Genomic DNA, 15,520 nt, shown 5'->3' with positions numbered 1-15,520 from the left:
TTTACTGCGCCTTGGCCTTGTCGCCGTTACCCGAGCCGGTGGTGGCGCTGAAAATCGCCTGGCCGATCAGATCGAGCAGGCTGACCGAGCCTTGGGTGAACTTGATCGCCTCACCCGGCTTCAGCATCACATCGCTGCCGCCCGGCTCGATCGACAGGTAATTGCCGCCGAGCAGGCTTTCGGAGGCGATCTTCGCCGCCGAGTCTTCCGGCAGCTTGTAGCGACCATCGACGGTGAAGGTGACAACGGCATCATAGGTCTTGGGGTCGAGCGTCTGGCCGGTGATGGTGCCGACCTTGATGCCGGAAAGCCGCACGGCGCCGCCCGTTACCAGGCCATCGGCGCGGTTGAAGCGCGCCTTCAGTTCATAGCCAGACACGTTGCCGCCAACGCCGGCGGTGGAATAGGCGAATGCCAGGAAGAACGCAGCCACCGCAAGAACCACGGCGCCGATCAGGGTCTCGACCAGATTGCCTTGCATGGGCCGTCGCCTACTCCGGCTTCCAGGCTTCGTAGTCGCCTGTGGCCTTGGGCCGCGTGCCGCCGCCCTGCCCCGCCGGATGATAGGCGTAGGGCGTGCCGGTCAGATTCGGCAGATGCTCCTTTTCCCACACATGCTTCTTCACGCCGGCGACCGGCGCGTCATCAACGGTGTGGTGCAGCCAGGCATGCCATTCCGGCGGCACTTTGGATGCTTCCGGGCGGCCGTTGAAGATCACCCAGCGGCGGCGCCCGCCGCTCCGTTCGCGGAAATACTTGTTGCCGAAGCTGTCGCTGCCGACCGCCTCGCCTTTCCACCAAGTATAGAGCTTCGTGCCGATCAGGCTCATGGTCTCACTGTCTCCGCGCTGCTGGTGCGCTGAATTATGGGCGGACTATGGCACTGCCCGAACATTGCGTAAAGCCTTATTCGGCCGTCCTATTTCATCACCAGAAGGCCGATTTCCATGGCGAATTCGCGGCCCAGTTCATTGCGCGCGGCGGTCTCGAAAGCGGGGTATTTGGACACAACCTTTTCGAGCCCCGGCCGGCCGGCGAAATCCTCTGCCTTCAGCAGGTCGCCCTGCTTCAGGGTGCCGCCACGGCCCATCGACATCAGCGCCCGACCCACGGCGGTGGCGATCAGGCGCTGGCCCTCGTCGCTGGCGAAGAACTGATCCAGCGCCGCCAGCTCATTACGATTGTAATGGGCGGCGGCAGCATTGGAGACGGCGCCCCGGAAACGCTGGCCGGCGCCGGGCGCGCGTTCGCGCAGCAGCCGGGCGCGGGCCTGCTCCTCCGGAGTCGATTGCGGCATGAACTGCAAATAGAGCTGCACGATGGAGTCGACCCGCTTTTCCAGGCTCAGAGTCTCCATCAGCTTGTCCGCCGCCTGCCGGGTTACCCGGTCCTGGGCGGCAACGCCCAGGGGAACAGCGGTGGTAACCGCCAGGAGAAGAATCAGCAGCAGGGAATGGATGCGGCGCATGGCCCGAGTCTAGCACAATGCTTGTGGTTTTAATAAGGCACACCGCCCTTTGAAGAATTGACCCGCGCGCCGGCCTTACCCTAGATTTAGCCCATCCGAGGTCGCCGAGCCACCAGATTTGGTAGCTCTGGCGGCCTCAAGTCTTTGATTCAGCGGCGATTTCCAGGGCACGAGGGGCAGGCGGCAATGCGTATTCAACGGCACTACACCAATGCGGCGGGTGAAGCTTACGACGGCATCGAGTTCCGTTTCACGGCCAGCGAAATCCGCAATCCGGATGGTTCCGTGGTGTTCCGCCTGGATAAGCTGGAAGTGCCGGCCCCCTGGTCGCAGGTGGCTGCCGACGTGCTGGCGCAGAAGTATTTCCGCCGCGCCGGGATTCCCGCCGCCCGCCGGCCGGTGCCAGAATCGGACGTGCCGCAATGGCTGTGGCGCCAGGAAGCCGATGAGGCGGCGCTGGAGAAGCTGCCCGAGGCCGAGCGCTATACCCAGGAGACCAGCGCGCGGCAGGTTTTCGACCGCCTGGCCGGCACCTGGGCCTATTGGGGCTGGAAGGGCGGCTATTTCGATTCGGAAGAGGATGCCCGCGCCTATTTCGACGAGATGCGCTACATGCTGGCCGCCCAGGTCGGTGCGCCGAACTCGCCGCAATGGTTCAACACCGGCCTGCATTGGGCCTATGGCATCGATGGCCCGGCCCAGGGGCATCATTATGTCGATTACCGCACCGGCAAGCTGGTGCAGTCGGACTCGGCCTATGAGCATCCGCAGCCGCATGCCTGCTTCATCCAGTCGGTGGAGGACGACCTCGTCAACGAGGGCGGCATCATGGATCTGTGGACCCGTGAGGCGCGGCTGTTCAAATACGGCTCCGGCACCGGCTCCAACTTCTCGCGCCTGCGCGGCGAGGACGAAAAGCTTTCCGGCGGCGGCAAGTCGTCGGGCCTGATGAGTTTCCTCAAGATCGGCGACCGCGCCGCTGGCGCCATCAAATCGGGCGGCACCACGCGCCGCGCCGCCAAGATGGTGATCTGCGACATCGACCATCCTGATATCGAAGCCTTCATCGACTGGAAGGTGATCGAGGAGCAGAAGGTGGCGGCTCTGGTCGCCGGCTCCAAGCTGTCGCGCCAGCATCTCGGCCGCGTGCTTGCCGCCTGCAATGAGGCCGGTGGCTGCGACCCGAAGCAGAATGCCGCTTTACGCAAGGAAATCCGCGCCGCCCGCGCCGCGATGATCCCGGAAAACTATGTGCAGCGCGTGCTGCAGATGGCCCGCCAGGGCTATGACCAGCTCGATTTCCGCGCCTATGACACCGACTGGGATGGCGAAGCCTATCTCACCGTTTCCGGCCAGAACTCGAACAATTCCGTGCGCGTGCCGGATGACTTCCTGCTCGCCGTGGAGCGCGATGCCGACTGGACGCTGACGCGGCGCACCGATGGCAAGGCTGCCAAGACCCTGCCGGCGCGCAAGCTGTGGGACAAGATCGGCCAAGCTGCCTGGGCCTCCGCCGACCCCGGCCTGCAATACGACACCACGATCAACGATTGGCATACCTGCCCTGAGGATGGCCGCATCAACGCCTCCAACCCTTGCTCGGAATACATGTTCCTGGACGACACGGCCTGCAATCTCGCGTCGCTGAATCTGATGTGCTTCCGCAGCGATGATGGCCGCTTCGACGTGCAGGGCTTCGAGCATGCCTGCCGGCTGTGGACCGTGACGCTGGAAATCAGCGTGCTGATGGCGCAGTTCCCGAGCCGCGAAATCGCCCGCCGCTCCTATGAATTCCGCACGCTCGGCCTCGGCTATGCCAATCTCGGCGCGCTGCTGATGAGCTGCGGCATGTCCTATGATTCCGATGAGGGCCGCGCGCTCTGCGGTGCCATCACCGCCTTGATGACCGGCGCCGCCTATGCCACCTCCGCCGAGATGGCGGCCGAACTCGGTGCCTTCCCCGGCTACAGCCGCAATGCCGACCAGATGCTGCGGGTGGTGCGCAACCATCGCCGCGCCGCGCAAGGCCAGCTTGCCGGCTATGAGGGCCTGCATATCGCACCGCTGCCGCTGGATCACGGCCATTGCGCCGATGCCGCGCTGCGCACGGCGGCCCAGGAAGCCTGGGACCGCGCCTTGTCGCTCGGCGAGGCGCATGGCTACCGCAACGCCCAGGTCAGCGTCATCGCTCCCACCGGCACCATCGGTCTGGTGATGGATTGCGACACCACCGGCATCGAACCGGATTTCGCCCTGGTGAAGTTCAAGAAGCTGGCCGGCGGCGGCTATTTCAAGATCATCAACCGCACCGTGCCGCTTGCGCTCCGCACGCTCGGCTATACCGAAGGCGAAATCCGCGCCATCATCGATTACGCCGTGGGCCATGGCACGCTGCGCGGCGCGCCGGGCGTCAACCACACCACGCTGAAGGCCAAGGGCTTCACGGCAGAAGCCATCGCCAAGGTGGAAGCCGGCCTGCGCACCGCCTTCGACATCAAGTTCGTGCTCAACCGCTTTACCCTCGGCACGGTTTTCTGCACCAACGAACTCGGCATCCCGGAACAGCGGCTCAACGCGCCGGATTTCGACCTGCTCACCGCCATCGGCTTCACGGCCGAAGAGATCGCCGCCGCCAACCTGCATTGCTGCGGCGCCATGACCCTGGAAGGGGCGCCCTATCTCAAGGACGAGCATCTGCCGGTGTTCGACTGCGCCAACCCCTGCGGCAAGGACGGCACCCGCTTCCTGTCCTCGGCCAGCCATATCCGCATGATGGCCTCGGCGCAGCCCTTCATCACCGGCGCCATCTCCAAGACCATCAACATGCCGAATTCGGCCAGCGTCGAGGAATGCACGGAGGCCTATCTCTCGGCCTGGAAGCTTGGCTGCAAGGCCATCGCGCTCTACCGCGACGGTTCCAAGCTGAGCCAGCCGCTGCAATCGCAGTTGCTCGACGACGATGCCGAGGCGGTTGAAGACACCCTCGACCGCGTGATCGAAGCGCCGGCTGCCGCCCGCGCCCAGATCGTTGCCGAGCGCATTGTCGAGAAATACATCGCCGGCCGCCAGCGCCTGCCGCTGCGCCGCAAGGGCTACACCCAGAAGGCCGTGGTCGGCGGCCACAAGGTGTATCTGCGCACCGGTGAATATGACGAAGGCAAGCTCGGCGAAATCTTCATCGACATGCACAAGGAAGGCGCCGCCTTCCGCAGCCTGATGAATAATTTCGCCATCGCCATCTCCATCGGCCTGCAATACGGCGTGCCGCTGGAGGAATTCGTCGATGCCTTCACCTTCACCCGCTTCGAGCCTTCGGGCATGGTGGAAGGCAACGACGTCATCAAGATGGCGACCTCGATCCTCGACTATGTGTTCCGCGAACTGGCGGTGAGCTACTTGGGCCGCACCGACCTCGCCCATGTGCAGCCGGAAGACCTGCGCCCCGATGCACTGGGCGCCAAGGAAGCCCACACCACGGAGATGGCACCCGTGGCCGCCATGGCCTCGAACGGCTATGTCCGCTCCAACCTCTATGTGCTGAACAATGCCGCGGCTGGCACGGGCGCCGCCACCATGCAGCTTCAGGCAACCGGCACCGATGGCCTCAACATCACGGCGGCGGTGAATGTGCTGGCCGGCAGCCATGAAGAAGGCGCAGGCAGCAGCAGCCGCTCCAGCCGCATCCGCGAAGCGCGGATGAAGGGCTATGAAGGCGATGCCTGCCCGGAATGCGGCAACTTCACCCTGGTGCGCAACGGTACCTGCCTGAAATGCGATTCCTGTGGCGGCACCACAGGATGCTCCTGAGGCACCTGATTCTGGCTGCGATGCTGCTGGCGACCCAGCTTGCCTGGGCGCCCGCTGCCTGGGCGGATGAGACCCGCGCCTTGCTGGTGGCGGTGAACGCCACCCGCGCCCGGAGCGGACTGGACGTGCTGCGCGACAATCCGCAGCTCCGCCTGGCCGCCGCCGAACTCGCCGCCGACCTGCCGCGCTGCGGCCGCCTCAGCCACCAGGGCTGCGATGGCAGCGACCTGCGCGAACGCCTGGTCCGCGCCGGCTATCCCTTCGCCTTCGCCGCCGAGAACCTGGCGCATGGCACGCCGAATGCCGCCGAGACCCTGGCCGCCTGGCTGGAAAGCCCGGGCCACCGGGAAAATCTGCTGCGGCCGGAATTGCGCGAGGCCGGTATCGCCCAGGGTGAATTGCAGGGCCAGACACTCTGGGTGATGGTGCTGGGCAGCCGGCGCTGATGCGTTTACCGAATCACGCCTGCCCCCCTATACTGGTGGCATGACCAGCGGCCCCAGCTATGCAACCTGCCCCACCGATCTCGGCGACCGGCTGGATTCCCACGCCCGGTTCACGCTCTCCATCGGCACCTCGGTCAAGGTCGGGCGGCAGTTGAAGCTGGCCCGCACCGATCTCGGCTCCACCAAGCTGACGCGGCGCAACCTGCGCCGGGTGGTGCTGCAGCAATGCCGGCTGTTCTGCACCGACATGCGCGGCGTCGATGCCGTGGAAGCCGAATTCAACGGCAGCGACATGACCGCCGCCGATCTCAGCGAAGGCAATTTCGCCCAGGCGCTGATGCGTGGCGTCGACTTGAGCCGCGCCATCCTCAACAACACGCGTTTCGACAGCGCCGATTTCCGGCCCTACACGCCGCCGGAGAATGTCGCCGATGGCCGGCAGGAGACCAAGCTCGGCGGCGCCTCGGCGCGCGGCGCCTCCTTCGTGGCGGCAACGCTGAACGACACCATCTTCGACAAGGCGAACCTGCAGGACGCCAATTTCGCCTATGCCAGCATCACCGGCCTGTCGCTGAAAGGCGCCGACCTGCGCGGCGCCGATTTCTCCATGGCCGACATGCCAAGCGAACTCGGCGAGCAGATCATTTCCGGCGGCGGCAAGGTGCCCAAGGCGGCCAAGCCGGCGGCCGTCTACATGGCGCTGGAATCCCATGCCTCCTGGGTGCAGAGCGACGGCAGGGCCGGCCAGCGCGCCGACCTCTCCAACTGGAATCTGGTCGGGCTCAATCTCGACGGCGCCGAACTCTCCGGCGCCAACCTGGTCGGCGCCAACATGGCGCGCTGCAGCTTGCGTGGCGCCAAGCTGATCTGCGCCGACCTGCGCGGCGCCAATCTCTCCGCCGCCGACATCCAAGGCGCCGATTTCCGTGGCGCCATGCTGGATCAGGCCTTCGGCTTCATGCCGGCGGGCAGCGTCTAAACAAAAACTACAATCCCGCCTTCAGCACCGCGCCCATTTCGGCGAGGGCCTCGTTGGCTTGCGGCAGCACCTTGCCCATGGTGATGAAGCCGTGGATGGTGCCGGGGAATTCGCGGAACTGCACCACGTTACCGGCTGCCTGCAAAGCCTGGGCATAGGCGACGCCTTCATCGCGCAAGGGGTCGTTGCCAGCCACTACCACATAGCCGCGCGGCAGGTTGGCGAGCGACGGCGCCTTCAGCGGCGAGGCACGCCAATCCTCGCAGTCGGCCGGGCCGTTCAGATACATGAGCTGGAACCAGGTCATGCTGCTATGGGTGAGCAGATGGCCGGTGGCGAAGTTTTTGTGCGACTCCGTCTCCATCGCCATGTTGGTGGCGGGATAGATCAGCAGTTGGAACTTGATCGCCGGCTTGCCCGCGTCGCGCGCCAGCAACGCCACCACGGCGGCGATATTGCCGCCAGCGGAATCGCCGCCTACGGCGAGGCGCTCGGCATCGACGCGGAGATGTTTGGCTTCCTCCACCACCCAGACCAGCGCGGCATAGGCATCCTCGATGGCGGCGGGGAATTTGAATTCCGGCCCCATGCGGTAATCGACGCTGACCACGGCACAGCCTGAATTATTCGCCAGGGTGCGGCAGACGACATCATGGGTATCGAGATCGCCGATCACCCAGCCGCCGCCATGGTAGAACACCAGCACCGGCAATACGTCTTTCTTATCGACGTCGATCGGGCGGTAATAGCGCAGCGGGATCGGACCATTCGGCCCCGGACAGGCGAAATTGCCGACCTCGGAAACTTCCGGCGGTTCCGGCGACACCGCGCCACGGGTTTCCTTGTACAGCTTGCGCGCCGCCTCGGCGCCGATGGACTCATAGGCGGGACGATTGGCGGCGGCCACCGCGTCGAGCAGGGCCTTGGCTTCAGGATCGAGCATGGCTTGGTGCCTTTTGCTTGGCGTTCAGTAGCGATTTTTATTCAGTGCAATCCGGGGAACAGCCCACGCAGGCCGTTGGCAAAAATCTGCACTGCAACGGCGGCCAGCAGCAAGCCGAAAATGCGGTTGAGGATATTCAATCCGGTGCGGCCCATGCGCTGGCCGATGGGAACCGCCAGCCGCAGCACGATCCATACCGCAACGCACACAACCAGAATGGCGAGGATCACCACACCCTGATGCAGGAAGCCGTCACCACTCTGCATGGTAATGATGGTGGCGGAAATCGAACCGGGGCCGACCAGCAGCGGCATGGCAATCGGCACCACGCCCACGGCATCGCGCGCGCCGGCCTCGGCCGCCTCTTCCGGCGTCTGCTGCTGCGGGCTCATCTGCGCATTGACCATGCTGAGCGCCATCAGGAACAGCACGATACCGCCGCCAACCTGGAAGGCGGCAAGGCTGGCGCCCAGCAGCCGCAGGATCATGTCGCCCGAGAGTGCGGAGACCACCAGTACGCCGAACACGGCGATGGCAGCGGTGCGGGCTGTCTTGGCCTTCTCCGCGCCCGAGCGGCCTTCCATCAGCATCAGGAAGAGCGGGATGGCCGCGAACGGATCCAGGATCGAGAACAGCGTGATGGCGTAGCGGATATATTCGAAGCTATCACGCATACGCCCCTCCTTGCTGTCTGTCGGTGCTACCGTCTAGCGCAGTTCCAGCCCACACCATCGTCATGGCCGGGCTCGACCCGGGCATCTGGTTTTCGATTTACCAAGAGATGCGCGGATCAAGTCCGCGCATGACGCAATTAATGGGACTATTTCTTGTCGAGTTCGGGCGCGTGGATACGGATATGCAGTTCGCGGAGCTGCTTCAGCGTCACTTCGCTCGGCGCCTGCATCATCAGGTCCTGCGCCTGCTGGTTCATCGGGAACAGCACGATCTCGCGGATATTCGGCTCATCGGCCAGCAGCATGACGATGCGGTCGATGCCCGGCGCGATGCCGCCATGCGGCGGGGCGCCATACTTGAACGCATTCAGCATGCCGCCGAACTTGCCTTCCACCACTTCCGGGCCATAGCCGGCGATCTCGAATGCCTTGTACATGATTTCCGGCTTGTGGTTACGGATGGCGCCCGAGGAAAGCTCCACGCCGTTGCACACGATGTCGTACTGGTAGGCGTTGATGGTCAGCGGATCCTGGCTGTTCAGCGCTTCCAGGCCGCCCTGCGGCATCGAGAACGGGTTGTGGCTGAAATCCACCTTCTTCTCGTCCTCGTTATACTCGAACATCGGGAAGTCGACGATCCAGCAGAACTTGAAGACATTCTTCTCGCAGATATCGAGTTCGTCGCCGATGCGGATACGCGCCTGGCCGGCCAGCTTGGCCGCCGGCAATTCCTTGTCGCAGGCGAAGAAGATGGCATCGCCATCCTTCACATTGGCCACGGCCTTCAGCTTGGCGATACGCTCGGCATCCAGGAACTTGGCAATCGGCCCCTTGGCCTCGCCATTGTCGAAGATGATGTAGCCGAGGCCGGCGGCGCCTTCCTGGCGCGCCCAGTCATTCATCTTGTCGAAGAAGCTGCGCGGACGGCCCGCGGCGCCCGGTGCCGGAATGCCGCGCACCACGCCACCATTCTCGATGCTGCGGGCGAACACACCAAAGCCCGAACCGCGGAACACCTCGGTCACATCGGCGAGGATGATCGGGTTGCGCAGGTCCGGCTTGTCGGAGCCGTATTTCAGCATCGATTCACGATACGGGATGCGCGGGAATTCAGCCGGACCGCAATCGCGGCCATTGGCGAATTCCTGGAACACGCCATGGATCACCGGGCCGACGGCGTTGAAAACGTCGTCCTGCTCCACGAAGCTCATCTCGACATCGAGCTGGTAGAATTCGCCGGGGGAACGGTCCTTGCGCGCATCCTCGTCGCGGAAGCAGGGCGCGATCTGGAAATAGCGGTCGAAGCCCGAGACCATGATGAGCTGCTTGAACTGCTGCGGCGCCTGCGGCAGCGCATAGAAGCGGCCGGGATGCAGGCGGCTCGGCACCAGGAAGTCGCGCGCGCCTTCCGGCGATGACGCGGTGAGGATCGGGGTCTGGAATTCCATGAAGCCCTGATCGGTCATGCGGCGGCGGATCGAGGAGATCACCTTCGAGCGCAGGATGATGTTGTTATGCAGGCGTTCGCGGCGCAGGTCGAGGAAGCGGTACTTGAGGCGAATATCTTCGGGGTATTCCTGCTCGCCGAAAACCGGCATCGGCAGTTCCTGCGCCTCACCCAGCACTTCCACGGCCTCGACCACCAGTTCAACCGCGCCGGTCGGCAGGTTCGGGTTCACCGTCTCCGGCGTGCGCGCCACCACCTTGCCGCTGACCGAGATGACGAATTCGGAGCGCAGCTTCTCCAGCGCCTTGAAGGCCTCAGAGCCGCTTTCCGCCACCACCTGGGTAATGCCGTAATGGTCACGCAGGTCGATGAACATCAGGTTGCCGTGGTCGCGGCGGCGATGCACCCAGCCGGCAAGCTTGACCGTGGCGCCGACTGATTCAGCGCGCAATTGGCCACAGGTATGGGTGCGGTAGCGGGACATGGGGGAATCCTGAATAAAAGCCGTGAAAACGAAGCGGAACAGTCGCGAAACGGGGGGGAAAGTCAAGCCATCTGAGGCCGGATTTTCCCTGCTGATTGTATTGGGTTGACGCTCTAAGCGTGTTATGAGGGCCAGGATATGAACGCTGATCCGACTCCGATTACCACCACCGACGCCCTGGCCGAATTCTGCGGTTCGCTGAGCACGGCCGAGTTTGTCACTGTCGATACTGAATTCATGCGGGAAACCACCTTCTGGCCCAAGGTCTGCCTGATCCAGGTGGCCGGCCCGGAGGAAGCCCGGGTGATCGACCCGCTGGCCGACGGCCTCGATATGGCGCCGCTCTTCGACCTGCTGCGGAACAAGAATGTTCTGAAAGTGTTCCATGCGGCGCGTCAGGACCTGGAAATCTTCGTCCGCCAGATGGGCGAAGTGCCCGCGCCCCTGTTCGATACCCAGGTGGCGGCGATGGTCTGCGGCTTCGGCGACCAGGTGTCCTACGAGACCCTGGCCGGCAAGCTGGCCAATGCCCAGATCGACAAAAGCTCGCGTTTCACCGACTGGGCCCGCCGGCCGCTGACGCCCAAGCAGATTCTCTACGCCCTCTCGGACGTGACGCATTTACGGAAATGCTACGAGAAGCTTTCCGCCAAGCTGCAAAAGAGTGGCCGCGCCGCCTGGCTCGATGCCGAGATGGCGACCCTGACCGATCCCGCGACCTACGATCTGGCGCCGATGGATGCCTGGCGCCGGCTCAAGCCCCGCGTCACCCGGCCGGAATACCTCGCCGTGCTGCAGGCGGTGGCCGCCTGGCGCGAACAGGAAGCCCGCCAGCGCGACATTCCGCGCCAGCGCATCCTGCGCGACGAAGCCGCCATGGAAATCGCCGGCCACCCGCCCAAGAGCGCGGAAGACCTCGGCCATATCCGGGGCCTCTCCAAGGGCTTCGCCGAGGGCAAGATGGGCCAGGGCCTGCTGGCCGCGATCACCGCACGGCTGGAAGCACCGCGCGAGACTTGGCCGCAGATCGAGCGCGAGGCGGAATTGCCGCGCGGCATCGGCCCGATTGTCGAATTGCTGAAAGTGCTGCTGAAGCAGAAATGCGACGAGCATGACGTGGCGCAGAAGCTGGTCGCCGCCTCTTCCGATCTCGACAAGATCGCCGCCGATGACGAGGCCCAGGTGCCCGCCATGCAGGGCTGGCGCCGCGAGCTGTTCGGCAACGACGCCCTGCGCCTCAAGCGCGGCGAATTGGCGCTGGCCGTGAACGGCAACCGCATCAAGCTGGTAGAACTTAAAAAATAATGAAACCGTCATGGCCCGCGCAGGCGGGCCATGACGCCATTGTTTTTGAAGTCGTTACTCCCGCGCCATTCTTGTCACCCTGGCGCAAGCCAGAGTCCCATTTCATCACAAAAAAAATGGGATTCTCGCGTGCGCGAGAATGACAAAAAAGGGATGCAATGCCTCACCCCTTGGCGATGCGGATATCCCAGCCGCGGTTGAGCGCCTTGCCCAGCGCCTCGACGCGGCGCTGCACCTGTTCGCCATCCAGCACGGCGAGTTGCTGCGACAATTCCAGCACCAGGTTGCCATTGAGGAAGCGCAGGCGGCAATCGCGCAGCAGGCCCGGCACGCCGCCGGATAGCGTCTGCCCAAGCCGCAGGCCGAGGCCGATGGCGAGTGCGTAATCCGCCTGCCGGGTTTCTAGCATGCGCCAGGCCGGCGAGGCCACCGGATCGCTGACCGTGCCGGCATAGCGCGCGAATACCGCGAGGCCAAGCAGCGCGCGTTCATGCTGGCTGATGCCCCCGAATGGCGCATGCAGGATCAGGCCCAGCGCCTGCTCGCCGCGATAATCCGGATGCACCCGCCAGGCGATATCGGCCAGCATCGCCGCCGCCAGGCGCAGGCGCTTCTCGGCGATGCTTTCCTTCTCGAAGAGCGGCGCGATGAAGCGGTCGAGTTCGGCGCCATGCTCGGCATAGCGGCCTTCGCGCGCCGCCATATGGGCGCAATAGCTGAGCAGCGGATCGAGCGCGCGCGTCGCATCATCCAGCATGGCATAGGCCAGGCCCTCGCGCAGGCCATGCGCTGAGAACACCACCTCGCTCGGCTGCAACACTTTCAGCAGCCGGCGCATCACCAAGGCGGCGAGTGGCAATGAATCCTGGCGGCGACGCGGCACGCCTTCCATGCGGCTGACCGATTCCTTGCCCTGGCGACCGAGCAGGCGGGTGAATTCCAGCGCTTCGTCGCGGCCCATATTGTATTCGTGGATGATATGCAGCGGACTCTGGGTCTGCGCCATATGCACGCGCGCGATGGCACGCCAGGAGCCGCCGACGGCATAGAGCGGCTTGCCTTGCCAGCGTTTTAGCCAGTTCACTTCGCCATAGCGGGCGTCGATGAAGGCTTTGGTCTGGTTGTAATTGCCGGTGCTGGCGAGGCGCAAAGGCCCCAACGGCAGGGTGACGCTGTCGCCGATACGGCGCTTCTCGACCGCCACTAGTTCCAGGCTGCCACCGCCGAGATCACCCATCACGCCTTCCGCATCGGGAATGCCGGAAAGCACGCCGAGCGCCGAATACTGCGCCTCCTCGGTGCCGGACAGGAGCCGCACCTTCACGCCAGTCTCACGCTCGATGCGGCTGATGAAATCCGGGCCATTGGCGGCATCGCGGGCGGCGGCGGTGGCCACCACCTGCAACTGCTTCACCTGCATGTGACGCGCCAGCGCAACGAAACGGCGGATCGTCGCCAGCGCCAGAGTGACACCGTCCTCATGCAGCTTGCCGGTTTCGCCCAGGCCACGGCCAAGACCGCACAGCACTTTCTCGTTGAAGCGCGGCGTAGGCAGGCGCAAGGGCTCGTCGAACACCACGAGACGCACGGAATTCGAGCCGATGTCGATGACACCCAGCGGCAGCAACTCTGCCGCATTCTTGCGGGCGGCAATGGGCGACGGCGCGAAATGAATGGCGGTCATACTATCCGGATTTAAGCTGGAGGCGCCGGATCGCGGCCGGCGACTTCAGCGCTTTGCCACGGCCCGAAAGACTGGGGTTGGTCATGAAGTAGGTATGGGCGCTGAAGGCGTCAAGTTTCGTCGAGACGCGCGAATACTTGTCGTCGGCACCGAGCGCCCAGCTCTGCGCCTCGTCTTTCAGGCTCGCCACCATGATCTGGTCCAGCACCTGCTCGCGCACGGTGGGATTGCCCACCGGCACCAGCACTTCGACGCGGCGGTCGAAATTGCGCGGCATCCAGTCCGCCGAGGTGATGAACACCTTGGCATCTGGCGACGGCAGGCCATGGCCGTTGCCGAAACAGATGATGCGCGAATGCTCGAGGAAGCGGCCGATCAGGCTGCGCACGCGGATATTCTCGGACAGGCCCTTCACGCCCGGCCGCAGGCAGCAGATGCCGCGCACCACTAGGTCGATCTGCACCCCGGCCTGGCTGGCGGCATAGAGCGCATCAATCGCCGCCGGATCGACCAGGCTGTTCATCTTCGCCCAGATCGCCGCCGGCTTGCCCGCCTTGGCGTGCTCGATTTCGGCATGGATCAGATCAAGCAGGCGCGGCCTGAGCGAGAATGGCGAGATCGCGATCTGCTTCAACTGCTCCGGCGCGGCATAGCCGGTGAGGAAGTTGAAAATATAGGTGGCATCGTGGCCGAGATCGGGATCGTCGGTGAAGAAGCTTAGGTCGGTGTAGACCTTCGCGGTGATCGGATGGTAGTTGCCGGTGCCGAAATGCACATAGGTGTTGAGCGAGCCGCCTTCGCGGCGCACCACCAGCGAAATCTTGGCATGGGTCTTCAACTCGATGAAGCCGAACACCACCTGCACGCCGGCACGCTCCAGGTCGCGCGCCCATTTGATATTCGCCGCCTCGTCGAAGCGCGCCTTCAACTCCACCAGCGCCGTCACCGACTTGCCGGCTTCCGCCGCCTCGATCAGCGCCTTGACGATCGGGCTGTCATCCGAGGTGCGATACAGCGTCTGCTTGATCGCCACCACCTGCGGATCCGCCGCCGCCTGGCGCAGGAACTGCACCACCACGTCGAAGCTCTCGTAGGGGTGATGCACCACCAGGTCCTTGTGCCGGATGGCGGCGAAGCAGTCGCCGCCGAAATCGCGGATACGCTCCGGGAAACGGGCGCTGAAGGTCGGGAACTTGAGCTCGGGAATATCGTCGACGATCAGCCGCTTGGTATCGGCGAGGCCGAGCAGGCCATCCACCGGCACCACCGCCTGCGGGCTGACTTCCAGTTCCTCGCAGACGAAGCGGCGCAGATCCTCCGGCATGTCGGCGTTGATCTTGAGGCGGATCACGTTGCCGCGCCGGCGGCGCTTCAGCGCCGTCTCGAACAGACGCACCAGATCCTCGGCCTCTTCCTCGATTTCGATATCGCTGTCGCGCGTGATGCGGAACAGGCCGCGACCGATGCTCTCATAGCCCGGAAAGAGCTTATGCATGAACAGGCCGACAAGATTCTCCAGCGACAGGAAGCGGATCTTCTCGCCCGGCAGACGGATGAAACGGTCAACTTGGCCCGGCAGCGGCAGCAAGGCATTCAGGCTGCGACCGTCACGAATCCGTCGCATTTGCATAACCATCGCGAAACCGAGATTGGGTATGAACGGGAACGGGTGCGCGGGATCGATTGCCAGCGGCGTCAGCACGGGAAAGATATGGGCGAGGAAATAATCCTCCAGCCATTTGCGGTCGTCGTCGGTGAGCCTCTCCGGTTCCAGCACCGCGATGCCCGCATGCTCCAGTTCAACGCAGAGCTTGCGCCAGCAGGCCTGCTGCTTCGCCATCAGATCGGCAGCGGCTTCGTTGATCAGCACCAATTGCTGCGCCGGGGTAAGGCCGTCCTGGCTGATTTCCTCAACACCCGCCCGCACCTGGCCGTAAAGGCCGGCAACGCGCACCATGAAGAATTCATCCAGGTTGTTGGCCGAGATGGAGAGGAAGCGCAGCCGTTCCAGCAGCGGGTAGCGCTTGTTGTTGGCCTCTTCCATGACGCGCAGATTGAAGGCCAGCCAGGAGAGTTCGCGGTTGATGTAGCGCTCGCGCACCGGCACCGCCGCCACCGCCGGCGGCGGCACGAAGGGCTCGGCGGGCGGCTGGCCGCCGGGGGCAAATTTTTCAAGCGCGCTTGGGCTGCTCAACGGCATGTCGGAGTATCCTGCCTTGTCCGACCGGCCCGGTGGCGGTATGCCAGGGCCCGGTTCGGGTATAGGTGTAACGGCGGAATATG

General features: G+C 64.3%; 12 protein-coding genes. 4 read left to right on the top strand and 8 right to left on the bottom strand.

Features of this window, described 5'->3' with window-relative positions; genetic code table 11:
• Position 1: 1 nt before the first annotated feature.
• The 3 genes from mlaD to V6B08_RS11780 all read right to left on the bottom strand — a co-directional run bounded on the left by mlaD (position 2) and on the right by V6B08_RS11780 (position 1,468).
• The gene (gene mlaD / locus V6B08_RS11790) at positions 2-481 is read right to left on the bottom strand and encodes an outer membrane lipid asymmetry maintenance protein MlaD (RefSeq protein ID WP_341980907.1); all 480 of its coding nucleotides are present in this window, start codon (positions 479-481) and stop codon (positions 2-4) included.
• A gap of 10 nt (positions 482-491) precedes the next feature.
• On the bottom strand, positions 492-830 hold the full coding sequence (locus V6B08_RS11785; protein WP_341980904.1) for an NADH:ubiquinone oxidoreductase subunit NDUFA12: 339 nt from the start codon (positions 828-830) through the stop codon (positions 492-494).
• A gap of 89 nt (positions 831-919) precedes the next feature.
• Complete coding sequence (locus V6B08_RS11780) at positions 920-1,468, bottom strand: hypothetical protein (protein WP_341980903.1); 549 nt, start codon at positions 1,466-1,468, stop codon at positions 920-922.
• Between the two features lie 186 nt (positions 1,469-1,654).
• Between V6B08_RS11780 and V6B08_RS11775 the strand changes: the two genes are divergently transcribed.
• Genes V6B08_RS11775 through V6B08_RS11765 form a run of 3 tightly spaced genes read left to right on the top strand, consistent with a single transcriptional unit; the run spans position 1,655 to position 6,700 of the window.
• A complete protein-coding gene (locus V6B08_RS11775; RefSeq protein ID WP_341980899.1) occupies positions 1,655-5,275 on the top strand; it encodes a vitamin B12-dependent ribonucleotide reductase in 3,621 nt (1,206 codons plus the stop codon).
• Complete coding sequence (locus V6B08_RS11770) at positions 5,266-5,721, top strand: CAP domain-containing protein (protein WP_341980896.1); 456 nt, start codon at positions 5,266-5,268, stop codon at positions 5,719-5,721. The genes V6B08_RS11775 and V6B08_RS11770 overlap by 10 nt, the downstream gene beginning before the upstream one ends.
• A gap of 40 nt (positions 5,722-5,761) precedes the next feature.
• Complete coding sequence (locus tag V6B08_RS11765) at positions 5,762-6,700, top strand: pentapeptide repeat-containing protein (protein WP_341980894.1); 939 nt, start codon at positions 5,762-5,764, stop codon at positions 6,698-6,700.
• Positions 6,701-6,707: 7 nt separating this feature from the next.
• Here V6B08_RS11765 and lipP1 read toward each other — a convergent pair whose 3' ends face one another.
• The 3 genes from lipP1 to aspS all read right to left on the bottom strand — a co-directional run bounded on the left by lipP1 (position 6,708) and on the right by aspS (position 10,248).
• Positions 6,708-7,643 (bottom strand): LipP1 family hormone-sensitive lipase, encoded by a 936-nt coding sequence (gene lipP1 / locus V6B08_RS11760; protein WP_341980892.1) that lies wholly within the window; start codon positions 7,641-7,643, stop codon positions 6,708-6,710.
• Positions 7,644-7,684: 41 nt separating this feature from the next.
• Positions 7,685-8,317 (bottom strand): MarC family protein, encoded by a 633-nt coding sequence (locus V6B08_RS11755; RefSeq protein ID WP_341980890.1) that lies wholly within the window; start codon positions 8,315-8,317, stop codon positions 7,685-7,687.
• Positions 8,318-8,463: 146 nt separating this feature from the next.
• Complete coding sequence (gene aspS, locus V6B08_RS11750; protein WP_341980888.1) at positions 8,464-10,248, bottom strand: aspartate--tRNA ligase; 1,785 nt, start codon at positions 10,246-10,248, stop codon at positions 8,464-8,466.
• A 138-nt stretch (positions 10,249-10,386) separates the two neighbouring features.
• On the opposite strand from aspS, the gene rnd reads away from it, so the two are divergent.
• Complete coding sequence (rnd, locus tag V6B08_RS11745; protein ID WP_341980886.1) at positions 10,387-11,553, top strand: ribonuclease D; 1,167 nt, start codon at positions 10,387-10,389, stop codon at positions 11,551-11,553.
• 163 nt (positions 11,554-11,716) lie between these two features.
• Here rnd and V6B08_RS11740 read toward each other — a convergent pair whose 3' ends face one another.
• The gene (locus tag V6B08_RS11740) at positions 11,717-13,237 is read right to left on the bottom strand and encodes a Ppx/GppA phosphatase family protein (RefSeq protein WP_341980884.1); all 1,521 of its coding nucleotides are present in this window, start codon (positions 13,235-13,237) and stop codon (positions 11,717-11,719) included.
• Position 13,238: 1 nt separating this feature from the next.
• Complete coding sequence (locus V6B08_RS11735; protein ID WP_341980881.1) at positions 13,239-15,437, bottom strand: RNA degradosome polyphosphate kinase; 2,199 nt, start codon at positions 15,435-15,437, stop codon at positions 13,239-13,241.
• Positions 15,438-15,520: the final 83 nt, after the last annotated feature.

This window comes from Ferrovibrio sp. MS7 (assembly GCF_038404985.1).
GTDB classification, from domain to species: Bacteria; Pseudomonadota; Alphaproteobacteria; order Ferrovibrionales; family Ferrovibrionaceae; genus Ferrovibrio; species Ferrovibrio plantarum.
Note: the sequence above shows the minus strand (reverse complement) of the source record. Positions and strands in the feature narration are given on the sequence as shown.